This window comes from Pseudomonas sp. HLS-6, assembly GCF_002753995.1.
Taxonomy (GTDB): domain Bacteria; phylum Pseudomonadota; class Gammaproteobacteria; order Pseudomonadales; family Pseudomonadaceae; genus Aquipseudomonas; species Aquipseudomonas defluvii.
The window spans coordinates 2,194,277-2,220,309 of the sequence record NZ_CP024478.1; the positions used below are offsets into that span (position 1 = coordinate 2,194,277).

General features: G+C 60.5%; 16 protein-coding genes. 12 read left to right on the forward strand and 4 right to left on the reverse strand.

Annotated elements, in window-relative coordinates; all coding sequences use genetic code 11:
* Positions 1–4: 4 nt before the first annotated feature.
* Together CS390_RS10330 and CS390_RS10335 are read right to left on the reverse strand one after the other, a co-directional pair.
* Positions 5–646, reverse strand: a complete 642-nt coding sequence (locus CS390_RS10330) for an amino acid ABC transporter permease (protein WP_099774274.1) — start codon at positions 644–646, stop codon at positions 5–7.
* Positions 647–843: 197 nt separating this feature from the next.
* On the reverse strand, positions 844–1,737 hold the full coding sequence (locus CS390_RS10335; RefSeq protein ID WP_065760671.1) for a transporter substrate-binding domain-containing protein: 894 nt from the start codon (positions 1,735–1,737) through the stop codon (positions 844–846).
* Between the two features lie 201 nt (positions 1,738–1,938).
* Here CS390_RS10335 and CS390_RS10340 point away from each other — a divergent pair, with 201 nt between their 5' ends.
* The gene (locus tag CS390_RS10340; protein ID WP_099774275.1) at positions 1,939–3,435 is read left to right on the forward strand and encodes a PLP-dependent aminotransferase family protein; all 1,497 of its coding nucleotides are present in this window, start codon (positions 1,939–1,941) and stop codon (positions 3,433–3,435) included.
* A gap of 89 nt (positions 3,436–3,524) precedes the next feature.
* Here CS390_RS10340 and CS390_RS10345 read toward each other — a convergent pair whose 3' ends face one another.
* Positions 3,525–4,847: an aspartate aminotransferase family protein gene (locus tag CS390_RS10345; protein ID WP_099774276.1), complete on the reverse strand. Its 1,323-nt coding sequence runs from the start codon at positions 4,845–4,847 to the stop codon at positions 3,525–3,527.
* 298 nt (positions 4,848–5,145) lie between these two features.
* Between CS390_RS10345 and CS390_RS10350 the strand changes: the two genes are divergently transcribed.
* From CS390_RS10350 to CS390_RS10370, 6 genes are all read left to right on the forward strand, one after another.
* Positions 5,146–5,937, forward strand: a complete 792-nt coding sequence (locus CS390_RS10350) for an aldolase (RefSeq protein ID WP_099774277.1) — start codon at positions 5,146–5,148, stop codon at positions 5,935–5,937.
* Between the two features lie 120 nt (positions 5,938–6,057).
* A complete protein-coding gene (locus tag CS390_RS10355; protein WP_099774278.1) occupies positions 6,058–7,821 on the forward strand; it encodes a type I secretion system permease/ATPase in 1,764 nt (587 codons plus the stop codon).
* 1 nt (position 7,822) lies between these two features.
* The gene (locus tag CS390_RS10360) at positions 7,823–9,136 is read left to right on the forward strand and encodes an HlyD family type I secretion periplasmic adaptor subunit (protein ID WP_099774279.1); all 1,314 of its coding nucleotides are present in this window, start codon (positions 7,823–7,825) and stop codon (positions 9,134–9,136) included.
* Positions 9,133–10,518: a TolC family protein gene (locus CS390_RS10365; RefSeq protein WP_371917262.1), complete on the forward strand. Its 1,386-nt coding sequence runs from the start codon at positions 9,133–9,135 to the stop codon at positions 10,516–10,518. Before CS390_RS10360 ends, CS390_RS10365 begins: the two co-directional genes overlap by 4 nt.
* Before the next feature lie 530 nt (positions 10,519–11,048).
* A complete protein-coding gene (locus tag CS390_RS24940) occupies positions 11,049–11,189 on the forward strand; it encodes a hypothetical protein (protein ID WP_157767130.1) in 141 nt (46 codons plus the stop codon).
* Between the two features lie 14 nt (positions 11,190–11,203).
* The gene (locus CS390_RS10370) at positions 11,204–11,905 is read left to right on the forward strand and encodes a response regulator transcription factor (protein ID WP_065760677.1); all 702 of its coding nucleotides are present in this window, start codon (positions 11,204–11,206) and stop codon (positions 11,903–11,905) included.
* A gap of 202 nt (positions 11,906–12,107) precedes the next feature.
* Here CS390_RS10370 and CS390_RS10375 read toward each other — a convergent pair whose 3' ends face one another.
* Complete coding sequence (locus CS390_RS10375) at positions 12,108–20,408, reverse strand: hypothetical protein (RefSeq protein WP_256587594.1); 8,301 nt, start codon at positions 20,406–20,408, stop codon at positions 12,108–12,110.
* 482 nt (positions 20,409–20,890) lie between these two features.
* Here CS390_RS10375 and CS390_RS10380 point away from each other — a divergent pair, with 482 nt between their 5' ends.
* The 5 genes from CS390_RS10380 to CS390_RS10400 all read left to right on the forward strand — a co-directional run bounded on the left by CS390_RS10380 (position 20,891) and on the right by CS390_RS10400 (position 25,983).
* Entirely contained in the window at positions 20,891–21,850 is a 960-nt protein-coding gene (locus CS390_RS10380; protein ID WP_099774280.1) for an AMP-binding protein, read from the forward strand.
* Positions 21,847–22,614 carry an ABC transporter ATP-binding protein gene (locus CS390_RS10385; protein ID WP_099774281.1) on the forward strand — a complete coding sequence of 256 codons (768 nt, stop codon included), beginning with the start codon at positions 21,847–21,849 and terminating at the stop codon, positions 22,612–22,614. Before CS390_RS10380 ends, CS390_RS10385 begins: the two co-directional genes overlap by 4 nt.
* The gene (locus CS390_RS10390; protein WP_099774282.1) at positions 22,614–23,495 is read left to right on the forward strand and encodes a branched-chain amino acid ABC transporter permease; all 882 of its coding nucleotides are present in this window, start codon (positions 22,614–22,616) and stop codon (positions 23,493–23,495) included. The genes CS390_RS10385 and CS390_RS10390 overlap by 1 nt, the downstream gene beginning before the upstream one ends.
* A gap of 4 nt (positions 23,496–23,499) precedes the next feature.
* Positions 23,500–24,564 (forward strand): branched-chain amino acid ABC transporter permease, encoded by a 1,065-nt coding sequence (locus CS390_RS10395; RefSeq protein ID WP_099774283.1) that lies wholly within the window; start codon positions 23,500–23,502, stop codon positions 24,562–24,564.
* 78 nt (positions 24,565–24,642) lie between these two features.
* Entirely contained in the window at positions 24,643–25,983 is a 1,341-nt protein-coding gene (locus tag CS390_RS10400; RefSeq protein ID WP_099774284.1) for an ABC transporter substrate-binding protein, read from the forward strand.
* Positions 25,984–26,033: the final 50 nt, after the last annotated feature.

The following is a 26,033-nucleotide window of genomic DNA, read 5'->3' on the forward strand; positions in this document are numbered from 1 at the left end:
CTCCTTACATGGCCAGACGGTTGGCTTTCTTTTCTGCCATTGCCTGCAGCTTGAGCAGGACGCTGATAATCAGCATGTACAGCAGTGCGGCGGCAAGGATGGGGGGCAGTGGCTCGTAAGTTACCGCTGAGATGCGGTTGGTCACGCGGGTCAGGTCGACAATGCCGATAACGGCGATGGCCGGGCTGCCCTTGATCAGGAACGACATTTCATTGACCAGGCCGGGGAGGCTGCTACTGATCATCAGCGGCAGCATGATGCGACGGAAGAACACCCGGCTGGTCATCCCGCAGGCCAGGGCCGCCTCCTTCTGCTCGCGGGAAAAACTGAGAAAGGCCGCTCGCCAGATCTCCGCATTGAAGGCGGCGGTATTGAGGGTCATGGCCACGATCGCGGCGCTGTTGCGGTTCATGTTGATGCCGAAGGTCGGCGCCGAGAGAAACAGAAACAGTACAAAGGTCACCAGCGGGGTGGCACGGGCCAGACTGATATAGAGCACCAGCAGTTGATCGACAAAGGGAATTCTGGCCATGCGCACCAAGGCGATGCCCAGCCCTAACATGACACCAATGGCAATGGCGATACCGGAGATCCAGAGGGTCGTCCAGGCGCCTTCGAGTAGCAATAACCAGGCTTGTCCGTTCATGCCTCAGGTCCTTGAATAACGCGAATAAGATGGGCTCTGCCAGGGCTTTGCCGGGTGGCTATCAGGTCAAGCAACGCCTTACAGGGAGCAAGGGCGGCGAGACGCCAGGCCCTCGATCAGAAACACAAGCAAAATCGGGCCCAGGTGCCTCGCCCGGCCGTTCAAGGCAGGGCAGGCATTGGTTGATGCACAATGACTCACTGCATGCCGGCGAGGGTATGGAACTGTCCGACATCGGTGATCGGTGCTTTCGGCATGTCCGGGAATGCCTCTCCGAACCATTGGGTTTGCAGCGCTGCCAGACGGCCATTGGCACGGATGTGATCCATGAAGCCGGTGAGGAAAGTCAGCAACTCGGGGCTGCCTTTGGGCACCGGCCAGGCGGCGAACCCGGCACCCGACACTGCGATGCCCTTGGCGAATGTATCGCCACGGGTTTTCACCAGGTCATTGACGGAAATCAGGGCGTTGATCGCGTAGTCCAGCCGGCCGTTGGCCAGGTCGGCGTAGACCTCCGGATAGGAGGGGTACTCCACCACCTTACCGATTTCGCAGCCTTGGGCCGCCATCATTTTCTTCAACTCCGGCAAGCGAGCCAGCAAGGCACTGCCGGCCTGTAGCCCAACGGTTTTGCCGCACAGGCTGGCAATGTCGCTGAGGCGCGTGTCACCGGCGCGCTTGACATAGAAGTGCTGGGCGGAAGCGAAGGGCGGGGCGAAGTTGAAGACGCGCAGGCGCTCGTCGGTCACCAGGGCGCCAGTGAAGGCCAGGTCGTACTGACCTGAGGACACCGAAGCGAGCAGGCCCGTCCAGGGCAGGATGTCTTGCTTGACGTCGAACTTCTGTTCTTTGGCGTAGGCCTTGAGTTCGACGAGCAGGTCCTTGTGGAACCCCTCGGGCTTGCCGTCGACGATGAAGTTGAACGGTGCATAGTCGTCCTCAGTGGCCACGCTCAGGAAGCCTTTGCTTTTGACATCTGCAAGATCTGCCTGGGCGCCGAAGGAGGCTGACAGCACCAAGGTGGCGAGGGTCATCTTGCGCAACAGACCCAGGGACTTGGCTGAGATCGAATCCTTGCTTGAGTGCTTCATGAGTATTGCTCCAATTGTCAGAAGGGGGTGAGCCTGACCGCCTTCGCCCGGGGGTCTTGTGCTGGCCTGGACTCAACCATAGTGAGGCGCTCCGGCGCAGCGATAGGGGCAGTTCGGTGCATTCGACTGGCCAGCCAACAAGGCAAAAAGCATGGCGCGCTATTTGCTTTGGTCAGGGGTCGGTAAGTGAGTGGAGGGGCTATGATCGATCATCTGTTCCACCTGGATTTTGACCAGCAACGCGGCCTTCAGGAGCAGCTCAGAGAGTCGTTGGTGTCAACCATTCTGGGCGGCGGGTTCCCGGCAGATGAGCCGTTGCCGTCCTGTCGCAAGTTGTCCCAGCAGTTGTCGATTTCCCGCAATACCGTGGCGTTGGTGTACGAAAGCTTGCTGGACAATGGTTATCTGGTCAGCCGCCCGCGTAGCGGCTATTACCTGCACCCGGATTACTGTGGGGCCGAGTTCGACGAAGCCTTGTTGTGCTTCACGCCTGTGCGTCAACCGGGTGGTTGCGACGATGGCAGCAGTGAGCGCGCACCGGATTGGGCCGCCCGTTTCAAGATGCTCCCCAGTTTGAAGCACGGGGTGTTGCGGCCCAGCAACTGGCCGAGCTTTACCTATCCCTTCATCTATGGTCAGCCGATCCAGGACTTGTTTCCTCTGGAGCGCTGGCGGGAGGTCTCGCGCAATACCCTGCGCGGTGAGCGCGACCAGGGGTGGATGCGCGACCGTTTCGACCGCGACGATGAAATGTTGATTGAACAGTTGCGTACGCGGGTCTTGCCCAAGCGCGGAATCTGGGCACGGCCCGACGAAATCCTGGTGACCTTGGGGTCGCAGAATGCGTTGTACCTGCTGGCGACCCTGTTGATGCGCAATGGCGTCAAGGTGGCCATCGAGAACCCCGGTTTTCGTGATGCCCAGAGTATCTTCGACCTGCAAGGGGCTCAGGTGCAGTTGCAACCGATCGACGAGCAGGGGCTGGTGGTTGATGCGCGTCTTGATGATTGCGAGTACCTGTATGTCACCCCAGGTCACCAGGTGCCGACCGGCATATCAATGAGTGCCCCGCGCCGGGGTGAACTGTTGCGCCAGATCCGCCTTCACGATCAGGTGCTGATCGAGGATGACTACGATGCAGAGCTCAACCTCGACAACCATCCCCAACCGGCACTCAAGGCCAGCGACAGCAACGGTCGGGTGATCTACCTGAGCAGCCTGTCCAAGGCATTCTCGCCGGGCCTGCGTATGGGCTACATGGTGGCTGACGCCGAGCTGATCGATGAACTGCGGGCCTTGCGTCGGTTGATGTACCGTCATCCACCGCTGAACAATCAGCGGATGCTCGCCGAGTTTCTCGCCCAGGGCCATTACGATGCACACCTGAGGCGCTTCCGCGAAGAACATGCCCGCCGTCGTGAGACGTTGCACGAGGCCATCAGTCAGACGCTTGGCATGTGTCGGCCGATTGGCAGCGAAGGTGCCAGCGCTTTCTGGCTGGCAGCCCCTCCCGGTGTAGATACGCAAAAAGTAGCTTGGGCCGCGGCCCAACAGAGCGTACTGATCGAGTCAGGTTCGCAGTTTTTCTTTGATCAGGCACCGCCCGCGAACTTCATGCGCTTGGGCTTTCATGCCATTGATCCCGAGCGAATCCGACCGGGCATTCGTCAACTGGCGCAGGTACTGGAAGGCTTCTGAGCACGACAGGGCGGCATCGGCCGCGCCGTCTCAGAAGTAGGCGCCCGGCAGTCGTCTGGAGGATGCTCTGCCGGGCGCACAACGGTGTATCAATGGGCGTGCCTGGCTGAGAACTCGCCAATCACTTCATCGAAGATCCCCAGTGCCTGGGTGACCTGTGCAGGATTGACGATACACGGTGGTACGACGTGCAAGCGGTTCTCCACGATGAACGTGAGCAGGCCGCGCGCCTGGAATGCCGCTTTCATCTGGGCCATAACAGGGGCGGGCAGCGGTGTCTTGAGCTTCTCGTCGCTGACAAATTCCAGTGCCCAGAACAAGCCGATCCCCCGGGCCTCGCCGATCAACGGGTACTTGTCGGCCAAGGCACGAAGGCCTGGGCCCAGCAGCTCTTGGCCGATACGGCGGGCGTTGTCGACAATGCCTTCTTCGGCCATGACGTCCAGGGTGGCAACAATGGCGGCCATGGCCAGTGGGTGACCGGAATAGGTCAGGCCACCGGGGAAGAAATGGTTGTCAAAATAGTCACAGACAGGTTGGGAAATCATCACGCCGCCAGCGGGAATGTAGCCAGAGTTGACCCCCTTGGCGAAGCAGATCAGGTCAGGCACCACGTTGAAATTGTCCAACGCCAGCCAACTGCCCGTGCGACCGAAACCAGCCATGACTTCGTCGAGAATCAGCAGCATGCCAAACTCATCGGCCAAGCTGCGCACGCCTTCCAGGTAGCCCTTGGGCGGAACCAGAATCCCGGCGGTACCTGGCACCGTTTCCAGGAGAATGGCTGCAATGGCGTTGGGGCCTTCGCACTCGATCACGCGGCGCAGGTGTTGCAGCGCACGCTGGCATTCCTCTTCTTCATCGGTGGCGTGAAATTCGCTGCGAAACAGGTAGGGATTGAAGAAGTGCACGTGGCCCCGGGCGAATTCGTTGGGTACCCGCCGAGGATCGCCAGTGGCAACAATCGCGGCACCCGTGCTGCCGTGATAGGAACGGTAGGCCGAGAGAATTTTGTCGCGGCCAGTGTAGAGACGCGCCATGCGCATGGCGTTTTCATTGGCGTCGGCGCCGGCGTTGGTGAAGAACACCTTACTGAAGTTGCCAGGGGCGTGGGACAGAATGCGTTTGGCCGCCTCGCCGCGCATCAGGTTGGCTGTGGCAGGGGCCACGGTCACCAGTGTGCCGGCCTGCTCCTGGATGGCGGCAATGACCTTGGGGTGTTGATGGCCGATATTGGTATTGACCAACTGGCTGCTGAAATCCAGGTACTGGCGCCCTTCGTAGTCCCACAGCGTGCAGCCTTCACCGCCAGCGATTACCAGCGGGTTGAGGTTGCCTTGAGTGGACCAGGAGTGAAAGACGAATTGGCGATCCAGGGCATGGACGTATTCGTTGGAAACCGGTTTGTTCATGTTCAACCTCTCGACTGGCGATGATGTGCCCGTGGGTTCACGTGCCTGGCTTCACCATAGAAACAATCGCCGAGGTGCCTGTAGGGCCAGATACAGGGAACCGCCGGGTCAGGGCGCAACCTGCGCACGAGCGGCGCTGGAGAACCGTTTCGCCCTGACGGTGGGCTGCTTTGACAACGCCCGTAAAGGTCGCAGAGACGCGCGGACTGACACGACCAATCCGTCCAACTGTCCCTTGGCGTGCTGGGGAATCTGGCTAGTCTTCCCGGTACCTCTTCATGACTCAGGACCTTCGACCATGGCACACGCTTTTGAAATCAACCGCACGCCCAGTGCACTGGCGCTGGCGGGCACGCTGGACAGCCCAGAGATTCGTCAGGCCCGAATCGACCTGGCTGCCTGCTTTCGCATGGCGGCCCGGCTGGGAATGGGCGAAGGCATTTGCAATCATTTTTCCTTCGTACTGCCTGGGCACCGGGACCTGTTTCTGGTTAACCCTTATGGCCTGGCGTTTGCCGAGGTTACGGCCTCGTCGCTGCTGATCTGCGATTTCCACGGTCGCGTGGTGGCGGGAGAGGGCCAGCCTGAGGCCACGGCGTTCTTCATTCATGCCCAACTGCACCGGCTCAACCCTCGGGCGACTGCAGCCTTCCACACCCACATGCCGCACGCGACGGCGCTGTGCATGCTGGAGGGGCAGCCTTTTGCCTGGGCTGGGCAAACATCGCTGAAGTTCTATGAGCGCCTGGCCGTGGACGAGGATTACAACGGCCTGGCGCTGGACGCCACCGAAGGCGAGCGCATCGCCCGAGCGGCGGGGGCGGCGGACGTGTTGATGCTGAAGAACCATGGCCCGCTGGTGCTGGGGCCGAGCATCGCCGAGGCCTGGGATGACCTGTACTACCTGGAGCGGGCCGCCGAGGTGCAGCTCAAGGCAATGGCCAGCGGCAGACCCTTGCAGCGTGTACCCCATGAAGTTGCCAGTGCGGCCTGTCGGCAAATGCTGATCGGCAATGCCGAGAGTGCACGCCTGCATCTGGAGAGTGTGAAGCGTCAATTGATGCGCACGGAACCTGAGTTCGCCGTGTAGGGCCGACGACGGCCCCTGCTGGTCAGTCTTGCGACCCTGGGCGATCCGGTCAATTGTCGAACACAGTTGTTCGACATGATCTAAGCTCCTCAAAGGTTGGCTTTACGAGCAGGGGTCTCAATGCGAAGCACACCTGAAAACAGTCTGAAAAGTGCGCTGAAAACCTGTCGAGACAGCTTTGTTTTTGTTGGTTTTGCCAGCTTTTTTATCAACGCACTGATGCTCGTTCCTACCTTCTATATGCTTCAGGTATATGGCCGAGTGATGAGCAGCGGAAGTCTGACGACCCTGGCAATGCTGACGCTGATCATGACCGGGTTGTTGCTCACGCTCGGTTCTCTGGAGTGGGTTCGTTCGCGCATCATGGTACGGGTCAGTACCCGGCTGGATGTGTTGCTCAGCCGCCAAGTCTATAAAGCCAGTTTCAAACGGGCTTTGGACAGTGGCGGCATGGATGCTTCGGCACAGCCCCTCAACGACTTGACGGGCTTGAGGCAGTTTCTCTCCGGTAACGGATTGTTCGCCTTCTTCGACGCCCCCTGGTTGCCGATTTATATCGCGGTGATGTTCCTGTTTCATCCCTGGTTTGGCTGGGTGGCGACAGGCAGTGCGCTACTGTTGTTATCACTCGCATTTCTCAATGAGAGGCTGACGGGGCCGGCACTGGCCCAGGCCAACAAGGAACATATCGGCGCGACGCTCTACACCACGAAGAACCTGCGCAACGCAGAGGTGATCGAGTCCATGGGCATGCTTGAAACCCTGATGGATCGTTGGGGGCGTCGGCAAAGAAACGTTCTGTTGTTGCAGTCCATGGCGAGCGATAGAGGGGCTATTGTCAGTACGCTTTCCCGGACTTTCCGGCTCCTGGTGCAATCACTGGTGCTGGGGCTGGGGGCGTACCTGGCGGTGGACCATCAGGTCGGAGCCGGTATGGTGTTTGCCGGGGCCGTGCTACTGGGGCGTGCGCTGGCCCCCATTGACCTGATCATCGGCAGTTGGAAAGGCTTCATTGCGGCGCGTTCGCAATACCGCCGTCTGAACGACATCCTCGACAAGCAACAGACGCAACCCGAGCGTATGTCTTTACCTCCGCCCCAGGGGCACGTGCAGGTCGAGAATCTGGTTGTCGCGGCACCTGGCTCGAATACACCTATCATCAAAAACATAAGCTTCAGCGTCCCTGCCGGTTGCGTGGTGGGAATCATCGGCCCAAGTGCCGCCGGCAAGTCGACCCTGGTCAGAGCATTGATAGGGGTGTGGGCGCCGCAGCATGGGGTCGTCCGGTTGGATGGCGCGGATATCAGCGCCTGGGACAAACAAGAGCTGGGCCCATATATCGGGTACTTGCCTCAGGACATTGAATTGTTCGAGGGCAGCATCGGCGAAAACATTGCCCGCTTCGCCGAGGTCGACTCGGCAAAAGTCATTCTGGCTGCCAAGACCGCTGGCGTTCACGAAATGATTTTGCTGTTGCCTGATGGCTACGACACTGTGATTGGCAGCGAGGGGGTCATGCTGTCGGGCGGGCAGCGCCAACGCATCGGATTGGCCCGTGCCCTGTATGGCAGCCCTAGGTTGATTGTGCTTGACGAGCCCAACTCCAATCTTGACGACGTCGGTGATCGTGCCTTGGCGGCAGCTATCCAGCAGTTAAAACAGACTGGTGCGACGCTGTTTGTGATTACCCACCGAACCAATATCGTCTCGCAACTTGACCGGCTCATGGTCATGAACGCTGGGGTTGTCAGCCTATTTGGGCCTCGCGACCAGGTGCTGGCCGAACTCAACGCAAGGCAACAGCAGGCACAACGGCATGCCATGCCTGCAGGTGCCAGTGTTGCTGCGGTCGATACCGGCAAGGACGAAGACAATGAATCCTAAGATGCCCGACCGGCAAATTGACAGTCTCGCCGACCTGCCAACGTCGGATCGTAAAGTACGCCGGTTGGGCGTCGTCATTGTCAGTGTGACTTTCGGCCTGTTCGGCACCTGGGCGTCTTTCGCGCCCCTCGACGGGGCCGCTTATGCGCCGGGTGTGGTCACGGTGCAGACTTACCGCAAAACCGTCCAGCATCTTGAAGGGGGCATTGTCAAAGAGGTACTGGCCCATGACGGCGACATCGTCAAACGTGGTGACCCGCTGATCATTCTTGATGATGCCCAACTGCGCTTTGAATACGAGATGACCCGAAGCCAGTTGGTCGCGGCCAAAGCCATGGAGGCAAGGCTTATCGCCGAGCGCGACACGCTGTCGGCGATCGGTTTTGGTGACGTGGTCGATCCCACGAGTTCGCGCGGTATGGAAGCGCGCCAGAGCGAGACCCAGGTATTCAATGCTCGACAGGGCTCGCGGCTGGGCCAGATAGCAGTATTGCGGGAGCGCATCGGGCAGTTGCAGCAACAGGTCAAGGGGCTGGAATCGATGATCGACGCCAAGATGCATCTGGAGAAATCCTACAGCGCTGAAATCGATGAGTTGACGGACCTGCTCAAGCAGGGGTTCGTTGATAAACAACGTCTGCTCGAGCAGGAACGCAAACTGGGGATGCTCAGGTCTGAGGTGGCGGATCACCGTTCCACAATCAACCGTACGCGTCTGCAGATCAACGAAACACAGCTGCAGATTCTGCAGATCGACAAGGATTTCAATGCCGATGTGGTCAAGCAGCTGGCCGAGGTTCAGACCAAGATATACGACTTGCAGGAGAAAACCTCGGCTCTGGAAGACCGGCTCAGCCGTATCGTCATCCGCGCACCCGACGCAGGCATGGTGATTGGCATGACAGTGCACACCATTGGTGGTGTCGTGCGCCCGGCAACGCCACTGCTGGACATCGTTCCATCGATTTCCGAGCTGATCATAGAGGCTCAGGTGACGACGCTGGATATTGACCGTATCGCCATCGGCAAGCGTGCCGATATCCGTTTCAGCGCGTTCAACAGCGCGACCACACCGGTGATCGAAGGCGAGGTCACCGGTGTATCGGCTGACCGGCTGACCAATGAGAAGACCGGGGCCGCCTATTACCTGGCTCGGGTTCGGGTAACCGAGAACGGCGTGCGTACCTTGGGTGAGCGCAAGTTGTTGCCGGGGATGCCGGCGGACGTGTTGATCATCACGGGCCAACGCACGCTGTTGCAGTACTTGATGCAACCGGCTCGCAACGCTCTCTCTCAATCGATGATCGAGGAATGACCGTGGGCACGTCGGCCATTTTGTTGGGTAGTGCGTTCATGGTTGCGGCGGGCGTTGCCTTGGCGCAAACCCCTGCTGTCGTATCGAAAGGGGTCAGTGCCTCGACGTTTTCCACCGACCTTGTGCAGCTGTATCGGGAGGCGCGGCTGGAGGATCCGCAGGTACTGGCCTCTTTTGCGCGAGCCCAGGCGGGTCAGGAACATCAGCGCGAGGCCCTGGGAGCGCTATTGCCGCAAGTGTCGATTAACGCAGGGATGAACCAGATTCACCAGGAAAACGACCTGATACAGCAGAGTTACGATAGCGAGAGCTACAGCCTGGTGTTGCGTCAGTACCTCTATAACAAGGCCGCGTGGGAGAACTATAAAAAATTTCAAAGCCTGGCCAAGCAGTCCGAATCGGAAGCGCTGGATGCCCAGGCGGAGGCGACAGTGGAATTGGCGAGGCGTTACTTCACGGCATTGGCGGCAGAGGATGAGCTGGAGTTAGTGATAGCGGAGCGTCTAACCACGCAAAAAAGTCTGGACCGGATCAACGTGTTGTACGAAAAGCAGTTGGCCTTGATTACGGATCAGCTTGACCTCAAGGCCAGGGTGGATTTGCTCGCGGCGCAGGAGCTGGATGCCCGTAACCAAGCCATTATCAGCCGCGAATCACTGGCAGAGATTGTCGGTCGCCCCGTCAAAGAGAGGCTTAATCGGATTCGTGATGACGTGCAACTACAGGTTTCTGCGCAGAGTCTGGAAACCTGGGTTCGCGAGGGAATCGCGTCAAACCCTGCGCTCAAGGCTCGCGAGAGCGGGGTCGAAGCAGCGAACGCCGCGTTACGCAGTGGCAAGGGCGGGCACTATCCGACCTTGAGCCTGAGCCTGAGTGCTCAACAGACCAACGAAGGTTACAACAATTCCCTGACGCCACGTACTGACAGTTATGTTGCGGGCGTTGGCATTCAGGTGCCGCTGTACAGCGGCGGCTCGACCTCGGCGCGGGTCCGTGGGCTCTATCAGGATCAAGTGACTGCCGAGCAGGAACTGGAAGCGATTCGGCGTCGGGTGGTCAAGGAGATCACCAGCGCATACCTCACCGCCAGTTCGAACGGTGAAAAGATCGAGGCGAACCGCCTGGCGTTGGCCTCTGCACAGTTGTCGAGGGTAGCCGCAGAGAAAGCGCTGAACTATGGAATGGTCAATGCCGTCGATGTACTGGCCAGCGTGCGTAACGAGTTTCGCGCTCGGCGTAACCTGCTCAAGACGCAATACGAGTTCCTCAGTAATGTGTTCAGCCTCAATCGCTGGGCGGGAAAGCCGTCGGCCGAAAGTGTCGAAAGTGTGAATGGCTGGTTGAGTCCCCGCAGCGCTGGCCAGGATGTCGTGCGTCCCTGATCTCGCCAAGCCACGACCGTCTCTTGTAAGCACTTTTGTTGGATAACTGTCCCGTTACCCCTTCCGATTCCGATTGAACCTTCACGTTGGCCATCCTTCGCTCAAGCCGGCATTCATCCGCACGTTCATCCAAGTGGCGTGACGGTTGGCCAGTACAGAGGCGCCGAGCGGCGGCACTGCACCATGCCCCTACAACCCACATTAAACGCGTTTGGCGTGCCCGTGCGCGTACCCAGGGCCGACCAGAGGGGCTCGTTGAGGCAGGGTTTGACGTTAAATTGACGCCATCGTTTTTTTGTACATTTTCACCCGCCATTCGTCGGTTGATTGACGTTTTTGGGCGGGGCAGGCTGTGGCTGCAGGCCGTCGCTGGTGAGCCTAAGGTCTTGATTTTGCGAGACTAGAGTACGTTTTGAGAGCATCGGTCGAGCGACGTGTAGGAGGGGTGAGTCGGTGGCTGGCGGTTAGGTGGGCTGGCAGCATACCGTGCTGGCCTAGACTCAGTTTACCGGCTTAGGGAGCACATCATCATGCGCAAGCTATTGATAGCTATTCCTATTTGTGTTGTTTCGATGCCGTTGTCCGGCTTATGGATATATTTGCAGCCCCTGCTGGTGCAGCCGGTGGAAGCCCATGCTTTCAACATGTGGGCGGGTACCGTCTTTCAATAGGGGGCAGAAAGAGAATGCCTGAACACAGAAAACCAATACGGGTGATGCTGATCGATTGTCGCCCTCTTGTTCTGATGGGCCTTCACGATTTGATCAATGCCAGAAAGCCCCGGATGGAAGTGAGCGGCCAGGCCACCACCTACACCAATGCGCTGGACCTTGCCGATCAGTTGCGCCCAGACGTTATTTTTTTCAGTTTCTTTCCTGATGCGCTTAACCCGCTGGAGGTTGTCTCGGGGCTCACCCGCAGCGCGGAAATGAAGGTGCTGGTGCTCAAGGGTTTGTACGAATCCATTCCCGTTGCCCAGGCGATAGAGGCGGGCGCACGCGGTATCGTGCTTGCGGAAGACCCGACGGAGTCGATCATCCAGGCCATCATCAAGGTTCACCATCGCAACATCGGGCTGGATAGGGCGTGGGCCGGTGGGCTCTCCGGCTATGCCGCGACCGGGCATATACCCTTGAGATGCAATCTGGAACAGGCGAAACAGGCGCGGCTGACACTGCGCGAGCGGGAACTGATTCGCGCCATTGTGGATGATCCGTCTGCCAAATACATGGGCATCGCCGAGCGCCTGGGCATTAGCGAACACACGGTACACAACCACCTCAGCAACATCTATCAAAAGCTCGATCTCATCAATCGAATCGATTTGCTCATGTACGCAATGAAACATGGGCTCACCAGCAACGGAGAGCCGCCTGAGTCCACGTGAGTGGAGTCGGATTGAGCCTCACGCAAGAACCGCGACCTGAAACGGCTATGGGTGCATGGCGCGCTGCTGTGTTGCCGTTCTTTGTTGTGGCGCTTGACCATCCAGAGTGGGTTCGGCCATGCAGGTCTTGTATTCGATTGCCAGGAAGCAATGCGAGGGTGGTTTCTACGCCACCCTCGCATCCTGTACTACGCGCAGTACCTCAGGCACCGCCAAACACAATGTCGCTATTCAGAACATCGACTCCGACCAAGGTGATCGTCGTTGTTTGTCCGCCGGACTCGGCAATTGTCACGATGCTGTCTGCACCGGCGTTGTTGATTGATTGGACAACCGCGTTCTGGTCGCCGTTGAGCACCAGCGTGTCTCGGTGGCCGGCGGTCACATCGAAGCCGGTGACCTGATACTGGTTCTCCGTGAGTGACAGATCGACGTTGAAGGCATCACGCGCACCGCTTGTTCCAACCAGCGTGAAGTCGAAGGTGGCGTTGGCACCATCGTTGGCAAACAAGTCGGCGTTAAAGGTACTCGTCGCCGAGTCCCCGTCCTTGTCGGTCACCGTCGCGTTGAACGTCAGCTTGACATCACTGGCCAGGTTCTCGCTTTCCTGAATGAACTCGATCACCGGTATCTTGATCTCGCCTCGGCCCATCGTCAGCTGAACCGCGTCGATCAGTGCCGTTCCTTCCCTCTCGATGAGGAAGGACACCTGTCCACCGGCCTCCGGTGTCAGGGTATTCACTTCGATGAGGTCAGAGAACGTACCATCCTCGTAGTAAATCCTGTAGTACAGGTCTTCTGTCGCGGTGTTGTATCCCCCCACGGAGTTGTCGATGAAGACCTTCATTCCCGTCAGCAGGGTCTCTGGGTTGATGACGAAGCTCTCATCGGCAGCGCTGATTGCTGCCAGGTTATCTCCTTGGAACAGGTTGTTGGCAACGCCGATGCCGGATGTGCTGACGTTCATCGATGCAGGATCGATGTACGACGGTAACGGGTTAGTCTGCAGCGCTGCTTCCGTGGGGTCGTAGGCTCCGAGCCCGATACCGGACAGGATGTCCGTTGTAGACGCAAGCGCTTTTGCGGAAAAGAAGACAATTTCCTCAGATGCAGAAGGAATGGTTGGATCATTTGTCTCCGGAATCAACAGCGTGCGAACCGGATCAGGACCGCCGGCAGCAAGTGAGCCGTCGGCACTGCTGAGCACCACCGTCGAACTGAAGCCCTGAACCAGATCCAGTGCATAGCTGCCATTGGCAAACACGGTCAGCGTGTAGTCGACGCTGGTATCTGCTGTTTGAGCATTGTTGTCAAAGTCACCGGTCAGCGTCCCTGCGAATTGGTACGCGCCATTGGCATCCGGTGAGGGCGATAGCTCGGTGAGCGTGCCGGTCCCGGTCGTTGTTGTGTTGTCTGGCCTGACAAGCGTGAACTCACCGTTCACCAGGGAGACATCCAGACCGGCCGCACCTAGCCCGTCGGCTCCGTCCGACTTATCCCAGAACCCGTATTGTGCAAGGACGCTACCGGTCCCGATCAGGTTGCCGAACGCGAGTGTCGGCGTGTCGTCGTCAACGGTGATGACCAGCTTGTCAGCGGCGGCGGTGACGGTGTCGCCGTCCTTGTCGGTGGCCTGCAGCAAGCTGCCCAGGTTGATGGTGATGTCGTTTTCGTCATTGCCGGCTGCATGGTCCAGCGGCTTGAGCAGGGTGAAGGAGTAGGCACCGGCAGCGGTGAGGCTGAAGGTGAATACATCGACCACACCGGCCTTGGCCGTGAGGGTGTTGCCCACGACGCTGTACACCAGTGCCACGCCGCCCGAGCTTAGCGCTGACAAGCCACTGGTATTACTCGACAAGCCATAGCTCAGCGGCGTGTCGGCACCGGACTGGAAGATGCCGGTTACGCTGCCACTGGCGGTGGTTGCCTCGCCGGCAACGTCGCCGATCCCGCCGGGGATGCCGTTGGTCAGGCCGTCTTCATCGACCGTTCCGGTTACAGGGGTGCCGGTTGCCGTTGGGGTGTCGTCGTCAACGGTGATGACCAGTTTTTCAGCGGCGGCGGTGACGGTGTCGCCGTCCTTGTCAGTGGCTTGCAGCAAGCTGCCCAGGTTGATGGTGATATCGTTTTCGTCATTGCCGGCTGCATGGTCCAGCGGCTTGAGCAGGGTGAAGGTATACGCACCGGCGCTGGTGAGGCTGAAGGTGAACACGTCTACCACACCGGCTTTAGCCGTGAGGGTGTTGCCCACGACGCTGTACACCAGTGCCACGCCGCCCGAGCTCAGTGCCGGCAAGCCGCTGGTGTCACTCGACAAGCCATAGCTCAGCGGCGTATCGGCACCAGACTGGAAGATGCCGGTCACGCTGCCACTGGCGGTAGTCGCCTCGCCGGCAACGTCGCCGGTTCCGCCGGGGATGCCGTTGGTCAGGCCGTCTTCGTCAACCGTTCCGGTTACAGGGGTGCCGGTTGCCGTTGGGGTGTCGTCGTCAACGGTGATGACCAGTTTTTCAGCGGCGGCGGTGACGGTGTCGCCGTCCTTGTCAGTGGCTTGCAGCAAGCTGCCCAGGTTGATGGTGATGTCGTTTTCGTCATTGCCGGCCGCATGGTCCAGCGGTTTGAGCAGGGTGAAGGTGTAGGCACCGGCGCTGGTGAGGCTGAAGGTGAATACGTCCACCACACCGGCCTTGGCCGTGAGGGTGTTGCCCACGACGCTGTACACCAGCGCGACGCCGCCGGAACTCAGTGCCGGCAAGCCGCTGGTGTCACTCGACAAGCTGTAGCTCAGCGGCGTATCGGCACCGGACTGGAATATGCCGGTTACGCTGCCACTGGCGGTAGTCGCCTCGCCAGCAACGTCGCCGGTCCCGCCAGGGATGCCGTTGGTCAGGCCATCTTCGTCGACGGTGCCAGTCGCTGCCGTGCCGGTTGCCGTTGGGGTGTCGTCGTCAACGGTGATAACCAGTTTTTCAGCGGCGGCGGTGACGGTGTCGCCGTCCTTGTCGGTGGCTTGCAGCAAGCTGCCCAGGTTGATGGTGATGTCGTTTTCGTCATTGCCGGCCGCATGGTCCAGCGGTTTGAGCAGGGTGAAGGTGTAGGCACCGGCGCTGGTGAGGCTGAAGGTGAACACATCGACCACACCGGCCTTGGCCGTGAGGGTATTGCCTACGACGCTGTACACCAGGGCGACGCCGCCGGAGCTCAGTGCAGGCAAACCGCTGGTGTCACTCGACAAGCCATAGCTCAGCGGCGTGTCGGCACCGGACTGGAAGATGCCGGCCACGCTGCCACTGGCGGTGGTCGCCTCGCCAGCAACGTCGCCGGTGCCGCCAGGGATGCCGTTGGTCAGGCCGTCTTCATCGACCGTTCCGGTTACAGGGGTGCCGGTTGCCGTTGGGGTGTCGTCGTCAACGGTGATGACCAGTTTTTCAGCGGCGGCGGTGACGGTGTCGCCGTCCTTGTCAGTGGCTTGCAGCAAGCTGCCCAGGTTGATGGTGATATCGTTTTCGTCATTGCCGGCCGCATGGTCCAGCGGTTTGAGCAGGGTGAAGGTGTAGGCACCGGCGCTGGTGAGGCTGAAGGTGAATACGTCCACCACACCGGCCTTGGCCGTGAGGGTGTTGCCCACGACGCTGTACACCAGGGCGACGCCGCCGGAACTCAGTGCAGGCAAGCCGCTGGTGTCACTCGACAAGCCATAGCTCAGCGGCGTGTCGGCACCGGACTGGAAGATGCCGGTCACGCTGCCACTGGCGGTGGTCGCCTCGCCGGCAACGTCGCCGATCCCGCCGGGGATGCCGTTGGTCAGGCCGTCTTCATCGACCGTTCCGGTTACAGGGGTGCCGGTTGCCGTTGGCGTGTCGTCGTCAACGGTGATGACCAGTTTTTCAGCAGCGGCGGTGACGGTATCGCCGTCCTTGTCGGTGGCCTGCAGCAAGCTGCCCAGGTTGATGGTGATATCGTTCTCGTCATTGCCGGCCGCATGGTCCAGCGGCTTGAGCAGGGTGAAGGTGTAGGCACCGGCGCTGGTGAGGCTGAAGGTGAACACATCGACCACACCGGCCTTGGCCGTGAGGGTATTGCCTACGACGCTGTACACCAGGGCGACGCCGCCCGAACTCAGTGCCGACAAGCCGCTGGTGTCAGTCGACAAGCTGTAGCTCAGCGGTGTGTCGGCACCGGACTGGAAGATGCCGGTCACGCTGCCACTGGCGGTGGTCGCCTCGCCAGCAATGTCGCCGGTGCCTCCAGGGATGCCGTTGGTCAGGCCATCTTCATCGACGGTGCCAGTCGCCGCAGTACCGGTTGCCGTTGGGGTGTCGTCGTCAACGGTGATGACCAGTTTTTCAGCGGCGGCGGTGACGGTGTCGCCGTCCTTGTCAGTGGCTTGCAGCAAGCTGCCCAGGTTGATGGTGATGTCGTTTTCGTCATTGCCGGCCGCATGGTCCAGCGGCTTGAGCAGGGTGAAGGTATACGCACCGGCGCTGGTGAGGCTGAAGGTGAACACATCGACCACACCGGCTTTAGCCGTGAGGGTGTTGCCCACGACGCTGTACACCAGTGCGACGCCGCCGGAACTCAGTGCAGGCAAGCCGCTGGTGTCACTCGACAAGCCATAGCGCAGCGGCGTGTCGGCGCCGGACTGGAAGATGCCGGTTACGCTGCCACTGGCGGTAGTCGCCTCGCCAGCAACGTCGCCGGTCCCGCCAGGGATGCCGTTGGTCAGGCCATCTTCGTCGACGGTGCCAGTCGCTGCCGTGCCGGTTGCCGTTGGGGTGTCGTCGTCAACGGTGATGACCAGTTTTTCAGCGGCGGCGGTGACGGTGTCGCCGTCCTTGTCAGTGGCTTGCAGCAAGCTGCCCAGGTTGATGGTGATATCGTTTTCGTCATTGCCGGCCGCATGGTCCAGCGGTTTGAGCAGGGTGAAGGTGTAGGCACCGGCGCTGGTGAGGCTGAAGGTGAATACGTCCACCACACCGGCCTTGGCCGTGAGGGTGTTGCCCACGACGCTGTACACCAGGGCGACGCCGCCGGAACTCAGTGCAGGCAAGCCGCTGGTGTCACTCGACAAGCCATAGCTCAGCGGCGTGTCGGCACCGGACTGGAAGATGCCGGTCACGCTGCCACTGGCGGTAGTCGCCTCGCCGGCAACATCGCCGGTGCCGCCGGGGATGCCATTGGTCAGGCCGTCTTCGTCAACGGTGCCCGTGACAGGGGTGCCGGTTGCCGTTGGGGTGTCGTCGTCAACGGTGATGACCAGTTTTTCAGCCGCGGCGGTGACGGTATCGCCGTCCTTGTCGGTGGCTTGCAGCAAGCTGCCCAGGTTGATGGTGATGTCGTTTTCGTCATTGCCGGCCGCATGGTCCAGCGGTTTGAGCAGGGTGAAGGTGTAGGCACCGGCGCTGGTGAGGCTGAAGGTGAACACATCGACCACACCGGCCTTGGCCGTGAGGGTATTGCCTACGACGCTGTACACCAGGGCGACGCCGCCGGAACTCAGTGCAGGCAAGCCGCTGGTGTCACTCGACAAGCCATAGCTCAGCGGCGTGTCGGCACCGGACTGGAAGATGCCGGTCACGCTGCCACTGGCGGTGGTCGCCTCGCCAGCAACGTCGCCGGTGCCGCCGGCAATGCCATTGGTCAGGCCATCCTCATCGACCGTGCCAGTCGCCGCAGTACCGGTTGCCGTTGGGGTGTCGTCGTCAACGGTGATGACCAGTTTTTCAGCGGCGGCGGTGACGGTGTCGCCGTCCTTGTCAGTGGCTTGCAGCAAGCTGCCCAGGTTGATGGTGATGTCGTTTTCGTCATTGCCGGCCGCATGGTCCAGCGGCTTGAGCAGGGTGAAGGTATACGCACCGGCGCTGGTGAGGCTGAAGGTAAATACGTCCACCACACCGGCCTTGGCGGTAAGGGTGTTGCCCACGACGCTGTACACCAGTGCGACTCCGCCGGAAGTCAGTGCAGGCAAGCCGCTGGTGTCAGTCGACAAGCTGTAGCTCAGCGGCGTATCGGCACCGGACTGGAAGATGCCGGTCACGCTGCCACTGGCGGTGGTCGCCTCGCCGGCAACGTCGCCGGTTCCGCCAGGGATGCCGTTGGTCAGGCCATCTTCATCGACGGTGCCAGTCGCCGCAGTACCGGTTGCCGTTGGGGTGTCGTCGTCGACGGTGATGACCAGTTTTTCAGCAGCGGCGGTGACGGTATCGCCGTCCTTGTCAGTGGCCTTCAGCAAGCTGCCCAGGTTGATGGTGATGTCGTTTTCGTTGTTGCCGGCCGCATGGTCCAGCGGTTTGAGCAGGGTGAAGGTGTAGGCACCGGCGCTGGTGAGGCTGAAGGTGAACACGTCCACCACACCGGCCTTGGCGGTAAGGGTGTTGCCCACGACGCTGTACACCAGTGCGACGCCGCCGGAAGTCAGTGCAGGCAAGCCGCTGGTGTCACTCGACAAGCTGTAGCTCAGCGGCGTATCGGCACCGGACTGGAAGATGCCGGTTACGCTGCCACTGGCGGTGGTCGCCTCGCCGGCAACGTCGCCGGTTCCGCCGGGGATGCCGTTGGTCAAACCGTCCTCGTCGACGGTGCCGCTCGCAGGCGTGCCGGTTGCCGTTGGCCCATCGTCCTCGAAGATGATCTTGGAGCCGATTTCAGCGGTCGAAGTCACCGCTTGGCTCAGTGTGACACTACCGATATCGAAATCGGCGTGGTTATTGCCCTTGGCATCGACGGCTGCACCGTTCTCGATGAGTACACGGTTGTGATTCTGCGTTGTGGTGTATTCAATCTTGTAGCCGGCCTTGATGCCAGTGATGGTGGCAACGCCACCTGTAAAACTGATGGTAATGCTCGGATCATCCACCGATCCGTTTGAATTCTCGATCACCGCCCCGGTACTTTTGTTGATGATGCGAACATTAGTGATTGCAACCGATGCATCACCTGCGTACCCGTTGACGAAGTTCACACCAGGTTCAGCCGCCGTGTTGAACGCGCTGATTTTTACGATGGCACTCTTGCCGCTCTGTAGCTGAACGACGTCGAAGCTGGCAGCCTTTGCATTGAACATGCCGGTGAAGTCGATGTTGGATTCGACATCTGCTTCGTTCTGGTCAAGGTTGGGAATGGTCACATTCTGCCTGGCACCCGTGACGAACGTAAAACGGATGCCCTCTTGTTCCACAATCATCTGATTGTTGGTGCCAAAGGTGGTCGGACCACCCGCTTGGCTGGTATTGATCGTGTCACCGGTGGTTATGTTGGCGCCGCTTGACTGGTCCGCGGGGTCCTTTCCGGTCGCGATGATGGTGGGGTCTGTGATCCGCAAGACACCGCCGTCGTTGACCACTGTCGGGTTCGCCGTGGTGAACATGAGGAAGAGGTTCTGGCCGGAGGGCGCATTGGCCAGGCTGAATGTCAGATCCTGACTGGCGCCGACGAAAACAATATTCGTGAGATCGATCGGGTCGTCAGGGTTGCTGGCATCTGGATTCTTGAACGGTTCGTACTGCACGGTCCAGATTTTGCCGCCGGTGACCGGCGATCCGGTTTCTTGAATATAGGCAGCGAACACGATCTCACCGGCTGGGCCGCCGGCGCGGCCCAGAACGATGTTGTTGTTGGTCTCATCCGTATAGAGAAGGATATTGGTGCCATTGAGGGTATCCAGTCCGCTGTCCAAGCCATTGAGCGCCGCGCCAAGACTGTCGGTGAAGCTCACATCGGTAATGTTTGCTCCGGGCGTAGGGGTGATGGTGAACGCATCACTGCCGGTGTTGCCAGCAGCCCCGGTATAGCCACTCAAGGCAGCCCCCGTCGCGGTACCTGCCCCAAGTGTTGTCAAGCGTGCCGAGAAGATCGACGGCAGGGAGGCCACCAGAATGTCATTGTCGTTAGCATCTTCTGCAGGGCTTGGAGTGGCTGTGCTGTTCTGCAACCCGGCTGTTTCGTCCAGCGTCACATTCGCACCGGTCGCCACGATGCTTGGGCCGCTGTCCGTAAACGAGGTTGTCGCTACGGCGTCGTCGCCGGTACCGAACACACCATCGCGGCCCGCAGCGCTGGCGGTGAGCAGAAACCTGGCATCTGCCGAGTCGTCGGGGTTTACGTACCACGAGGTGGTGACGCTGCCATTGACCTGGCCGTCGAGATCGCCGGTACCACCGTCGGTCACATACCAGGGGTCGTGCCCCTCGCCAGTATCGGTGTTGAGTACATCGTCAGGCGTGCCCCACACGCTGTCTGCGCCAGCGTCGGTGACGTGATCCACCTCAAGCTTCACGGTACTGCCGGCGGCGAACCCGCTGGCCGTAATGATGGCTGTGCTGCCAGGAGCGTAGTCTTTCAGGTCGGTGGTGACCGTCGGCGCAGTCAGGGCGGCGGGATTGCTCAGGAATGTAAACGTCGTGCTGTCGTTCGCTTTGAAACCTTGGGTGAAGGGCGAAAGATCTGCACCGGTGTAACCGGCTAGGTCGTTCTTCAGGGATGAGCTTTTTTTGTAAATAGTCATGACTTTCTCCAGACAGTTTTCAGTCTTCGAGACCTGACCGCAGCCCCTTTCTGCTACATGCCACAACTATGTAAAAGCGCCGGTGATTGCGCATTGGCCGATACTCCTGGGCGCGCTGGGAGTTTCGGACTACTTGGGGAAGGGGAAACGGGATAACGAACAGGGATGGCGGTCGCGCGGCGCTGACTGCCCGTTCAGGTGGTCGGGTGCGTTCTTCTGGCACGGTAGAGCGCCGATCAACTGTCCATGCACGAACAGTTGATCAACAGGCTGTCGCCACGCAGGCACGAGTCGGTGGCATAAAAATGTTGATAACTATCTGAAAATTAACAGATTTTATCTGTTGGCACGGATCCTGTTACACAGCTTGCAAACGCACCGGATAGTGGTGCGAAGCTGAGTAGACAGGAGCAGCCCAGTGCCACGTGAAATGCAGTTGAGCATCGTTGAGATGAGCGGTCTGGGCCTTCCAGGAGTTGCCTATGACGGTCCATGAGCTGAACACCCGGCCGCTTGACGTGGTGCCGGACTTTGCCCTGTCGGCGCTGCGTCGCTGGGCCAGGGAAAAACCGTTGCAGATCGCCCTGCGTCATCGTCGCCAAGGCACTTGGAAGGCCTGGCGCTGGATCGATGTGTTGCGTGAAGTTGAACGGTGCGCTGCCGGCCTGCGTCAGCAGGGTTTTGTGCCTGAAGCGCGGCTGCTGTTGTGCGGTGCGATTGAGCCGTCCCTGCTGATCCTGGCAATCGCGGCCCACAGCCTGGGTGGATACAGCGCAGTCATCAGCCCGCAGAGCCGTGGCGAGGTGTTGCAGCGGCAGTTGCGCCTGTTACGACCGGATTTTGCCTTCGTGCAGCGCCGCGAGACCGTTGCGCACTGGCGTCTGGCCGGGCTTGACTCGCTGGCGCCACTGCGACTGTTCTGCGCCCAGGCCAGCACCGCACCGCACGGCGCGTTCCAGGTATTGCCCTTGGCGACACTGTTTAGCGGTGAACCGTTGTATCACGCTCGTCAGGGGTGGGCTCAGACCGCTCGTGATGCGGTGGTCTGGGTTGATGAAGGCACGGAGTGGGCCCAGGGCCTGGCCCATGTGCTAAGCCGCTGGCTGGAACGTGGCGAAGGTTTTGCCTTTCCGGAAACCCGTGAAACGGCGAGCCGCGACCGCCGTGAAATCGCCCCGACTGCACTGTTGTTATCTGCTCAGCGTGCACAGACACTGGCTGAGGAAATCGAGGCACGGCTGGCACCTCAAGGCAGTTGGCGCCGCCGCTTGTGCGACTGGACCCAGGCGAATCCTCGGCGTGGCTTGCGCCGCTGGATCAAGTCGCGGGTGCGCCATTTGCTCGGTTTCCAGCGGGTGGCCCACATTGAACACCCGGCCAATGCCGAGCGTGCCCCTGGCCGGCTGTTGTGGCTGCACGAGGACCTGGAGCGTGTCGCATGAGTACGCTTCTTGAAGTCCGCAACATCTCCCTGTCGTTCAAAGGCGTGAAGGCCATCAACGACCTGTCGTTCGCCGTGCGTCGTGGCGAAATCTGCGCGTTGATCGGCCCCAACGGCGCGGGCAAGAGCTCGCTGTTGAACATCCTCAACGGTGTCTACCGTGCCGATGCAGGCGAGCTGGTGTTCGATGCCGAGCGGCTGCAGCGCCCGCATCCCCTGACGGCAGCGCGCCTGGGCATCGGCCGCACGTTCCAGAACAACGCGCTGTTCAAGAACATGAGCGTGCTGGACAACCTGCTCACTGGCCTGTCGCGTTTCCAGCGCAGCTTTTTTCTCGAGCAGGCGCTGGGCTTGCCACGGGCCCGGCGCGAGGCGCGGGTGTTCGCCGAACGTGCCGAGCAGGTGTTGGAGTTCCTGGAGTTGCAGCCCTGGCGCGACGTCGCGGTGGGCAGCCTGGCATATGGCCTGCAAAAGCGCGTCGAGCTGGGCCGCGCCCTGATCGCCCAGCCAACGCTATTACTGCTCGACGAACCCATGGCCGGCATGAATGCCGAGGAAAAACAGGAAATGAGCCGCTTTATTGCGGACATCAACCGCGACCTGGGCACCACGGTGATTCTGATTGAGCATGACATCAAGGTGGTCATGGACCTCTGCGCCCACGTCGTGGTGCTCGACTACGGGCGCAAAGTCGGTGATGGCACGCCCGCTGAAGTGCAGGCCAATCCTGACGTAATTGCAGCCTACCTGGGGACCGTGCACTGATGAATTTCTTCTTGGAAACCCTGATCGGTGGCTTGCTCGCCGGCACCATGTACTCGTTGGTAGCGATCGGTTTTGTGCTGATCTACAAGGCCAGTGGCGTGTTCAACTTCGCCCAGGGCGCAATGCTGCTGTTTGCTGCGTTGACCTTTGTCAGCCTGCACGAGCAGGGCGTGCCCTTCGTGCTGGCGCTGGCCCTGACCCTGGTAGTGATGATCATCGGCGCCCTGCTGATCGAACGCCTGGTATTGCGGCCGTTGGTCAACCGCTCGCAGATCACCCTGTTCATGGCCACCCTCGGCCTGTCCTTCATCGTCGAAGGGCTGGCGCAAGGGCTGATGGGCGCCCAGGTACGGGCGCTGGACCTGGGCATCGAGGATATCCCGTTGTTCGTGGGCGAGGTCATGATCAGCCAGTTCGACCTGGTTGCTGCCGCGGTTGCCGCAGTGCTGGTCGCGCTGTTGGCGCTGCTGTTCAACCGCACGCGAATCGGTATAGCCCTGCGTGCGGTGGCAGACGATACCCGCGCGGCCTTGTCCATTGGCATCAACCTCAACCGCATCTGGCAGATTGTCTGGGCCGTGGCCGGGATGGTCGGGCTGGTGGCCGGCTTGTTGTGGGGCGCGCGTCAGGGGGTGCAGTTCTCGCTGTCACTGGTGGTGCTCAAGGCCTTGCCGGTACTGATCATCGGCGGTTTCACCTCGATTGGCGGAGCCATCGTCGGCGGGCTGATTGTGGGTGCTGCCGAGAACCTCGCCGAGGCCTATATCGGCCCGCTGATTGGCGGTGGCATCACCCCTTGGTTCGCCTACTTCCTCGCCTTGGTATTCCTCTATATCCGCCCGGCCGGCCTGTTTGGCGACCGTGCCATCGAACGAGTGTGATCGTATGACCACGACTACTGCGCGCCTCACCGCCAGCTTTGACGATGCGCCCCTGACCCTGGTACGTCGGCGCTGGCCCCTGGGCCTGGCGCTCCTGCTGCTGGTGGCCTTCGTGGCCTTGCCGCTGCTGGGCGATGACTACTGGCTCAATGCAATCCTGATCCCGTTTCTGGTGCTGTCGCTGGCCGGCCTGGGCTTGAACCTGCTGACCGGCTACACCGGCCAGACGTCGGTCGGCGCTGCGGGTTTCATGGCGGTCGGCGCCTTTGCCACCTATGGCCTTTTGCTGCGAGTGCCGGGTATCCCGCTGCCGTTGGCGTTGGTGGGCGGCGGGTTGATTGCCGCGTTCCTCGGCATGCTGTTCGGCATCCCCAGCGCAAGAATCAAAGGCTTCTACCTGATGGTCACCACACTTGCCGCACAGTTTTTCATTGAGTGGGTGTTTGCCAAGTTTCCCTGGTTCTACAACTATGCGTCGTCCGGCACCATCAGTGCGCCGCGCCTGGAACTGTTCGGCTACAGCCTGGCCACACCGGTTGGCCGCTACCTGCTGACCCTGAGCTGTGTGGTGCTGCTGACCTGGGTTGCGGTGAACCTGGTGCGCAGCCAGATCGGCCGCAACTGGATGGCGATCCGCGATATGGACACGGCCGCGGCAGTGATCGGCATCCCGGTGGATCGCTACAAGCGTCTGGCGTTTGCGGTCAGTTCGTTCTACCTGGGCATTGCCGGTGCGCTCTGGGCGTTCGCCTACCTGGGGACGGCCAGCGCCGGCAGCTTTGATATCAACCGCTCGTTCCAGATCCTGTTCATCATCATTATCGGCGGCATGGGCAGCATTGCTGGCAACTTCGTCGGTGCCGCGTTCATCAGCCTGATGCCGATCTTTCTCAACCATGCCGGGCAGTGGTTGTTCGGCGGCAATGTCGATGCCGGTCAGTTGCAGAACCTGCAAAAAATCATCTTTGGCACGCTGATCATCGTGTTCCTGATCAAGGAACCGGAAGGCCTGGTACGCCTGTTCGGCAACCTGCGCGACCGGCTCAGGACCTGGCCACTGCGCTTCTAGCGCGATCAAGATTTCCATGCACCTTGACCCGACCACGGGAGGGGACGAACCACACTCCATCTCAAAGAAGTGAACGACATGCGTAACCCCCTCCAGCGTACCCTCATCAGCGCCTTGTTTGCGCTTGGCTTCCAGTCCCTGCTGCCCGCGGTGGCGCAGGCCGCCAGCAATGAACAGTTTGTGCCCATGGCCACCTACCGGGTCGGCGCCTATGCCTCCAGTGGCATCCCTTGGTGGGCTGGCGAGATTGACTATTTTCGCTACATCAACGAAGTCGAGGGCGGCATCAATGGCGTCAAGCTGGTCTGGCAGGAGTGCGAGACCGAGTGGAGCGTTGATCGCATCGTCGAGTGCTACGAGCGCTACAAGGGTGGCTTGAACGGCGCACCGACTGCGTTCTTCTTCACCCACAGTACGCCGGGCTCGTATGCGTTGATGGAGAAGGGCGCAGCTGACCGGATCCCGCTGATCGATGGTGCGGGCGGGCGTACCGAGTCCACCGACGGCAGCGTGTTCCCCTATGCGTTCCCGCTGTTGCTCAATTACTACGGTCAGGCATCGGTGGGTATCAACTACATTGCCCAGCGCGAAGGCGGGTTCGACAAACTCAAAGGCAAGAAGATCGTGACCGTGTACCACGACTCTGCCTATGGCCGCGAGACCCAGGCGCCGATGGCGTTGCTGGCGCAGAAGTACGGCTTTGAAAACATCCAGATCCCGGTGGCCGATCCGGGTAACGAGCAGTCCGCGCAGTGGCGCCAGGTGCGCCAGATCAAGCCGGATTGGGTGTTTCTGCGTACCTGGGGCGTATCCACTCCGGTCGGCATCAAGACCGCAGCACGCTTCGGCATTGCGGTCGATCGCATCATCGGTGACGTCTGGGCCGGTTCCGAGGCTGACGTGATTCCGGCCGGCACCGCGGCCAAGGGCTACCAGGCGCTGGCACCGTTCCCCGGTGGCGCAGAGTTCGAGATTCACAAACGCCTCAAGCAGTACATCCTCGACACCGGCAAGAGCGATCTCAAGGACCCAGCCTACTTCGGCAAGGTGTACTACAACGTCGGCTTGATCAACGCGGCCATCGCGGTCGAGGCATTGCGCACTGCGCAAACCAAGTTCGGCCATCGCCCGTTGAATGGCGAGGAAGCTCGCTGGGGCTTTGAACACTTGAACATCGATGCGGCGCGCCTCAAGGCCAGCGGCTTCGAGGGCTTGCTCCCGCCTTTGAAACTGTCGTGTGCTGATCACGAGGGCGGTGGTGCCGCCCGCGTGCAGCAATGGGACGGGGAGAAGTGGCAGTTGGTGACGGGCTGGCTGCAAGCCGACCGCGATACGCTGCGGCCGCTGATCGAGGCCAAATCCGCCGCCTACGCCAAGGAAAAGGGCATCACCCCACGTGATTGCGCGGCCGAACAGTAAGCCTGCCTGCCTCATGAAAGCACCTGCCCGCGGCACCCCTTGGGTTGCCG

Bases quoted from the DNA above. Each gene is read 5' to 3' on its own strand.
- CS390_RS10330 (WP_099774274.1), bottom strand. From the start codon at position 646: ATGAACGGACAAGCCTGGTTATTGCTACTCGAAGGCGCCTGGACGACC.
- CS390_RS10335 (WP_065760671.1), bottom strand. From the start codon at position 1,737: ATGAAGCACTCAAGCAAGGATTCGATCTCAGCCAAGTCCCTGGGTCTG.
- CS390_RS10340 (WP_099774275.1), top strand. From the start codon at position 1,939: ATGATCGATCATCTGTTCCACCTGGATTTTGACCAGCAACGCGGCCTT.
- CS390_RS10345 (WP_099774276.1), bottom strand. From the start codon at position 4,847: ATGAACAAACCGGTTTCCAACGAATACGTCCATGCCCTGGATCGCCAA.
- CS390_RS10350 (WP_099774277.1), top strand. From the start codon at position 5,146: ATGGCACACGCTTTTGAAATCAACCGCACGCCCAGTGCACTGGCGCTG.
- CS390_RS10355 (WP_099774278.1), top strand. From the start codon at position 6,058: ATGCGAAGCACACCTGAAAACAGTCTGAAAAGTGCGCTGAAAACCTGT.
- CS390_RS10360 (WP_099774279.1), top strand. From the start codon at position 7,823: ATGCCCGACCGGCAAATTGACAGTCTCGCCGACCTGCCAACGTCGGAT.
- CS390_RS10365 (WP_371917262.1), top strand. From the start codon at position 9,133: ATGACCGTGGGCACGTCGGCCATTTTGTTGGGTAGTGCGTTCATGGTT.
- CS390_RS24940 (WP_157767130.1), top strand. From the start codon at position 11,049: ATGCGCAAGCTATTGATAGCTATTCCTATTTGTGTTGTTTCGATGCCG.
- CS390_RS10370 (WP_065760677.1), top strand. From the start codon at position 11,204: ATGCCTGAACACAGAAAACCAATACGGGTGATGCTGATCGATTGTCGC.
- CS390_RS10375 (WP_256587594.1), bottom strand. From the start codon at position 20,408: ATGACTATTTACAAAAAAAGCTCATCCCTGAAGAACGACCTAGCCGGT.
- CS390_RS10380 (WP_099774280.1), top strand. From the start codon at position 20,891: ATGACGGTCCATGAGCTGAACACCCGGCCGCTTGACGTGGTGCCGGAC.
- CS390_RS10385 (WP_099774281.1), top strand. From the start codon at position 21,847: ATGAGTACGCTTCTTGAAGTCCGCAACATCTCCCTGTCGTTCAAAGGC.
- CS390_RS10390 (WP_099774282.1), top strand. From the start codon at position 22,614: ATGAATTTCTTCTTGGAAACCCTGATCGGTGGCTTGCTCGCCGGCACC.
- CS390_RS10395 (WP_099774283.1), top strand. From the start codon at position 23,500: ATGACCACGACTACTGCGCGCCTCACCGCCAGCTTTGACGATGCGCCC.
- CS390_RS10400 (WP_099774284.1), top strand. From the start codon at position 24,643: ATGCGTAACCCCCTCCAGCGTACCCTCATCAGCGCCTTGTTTGCGCTT.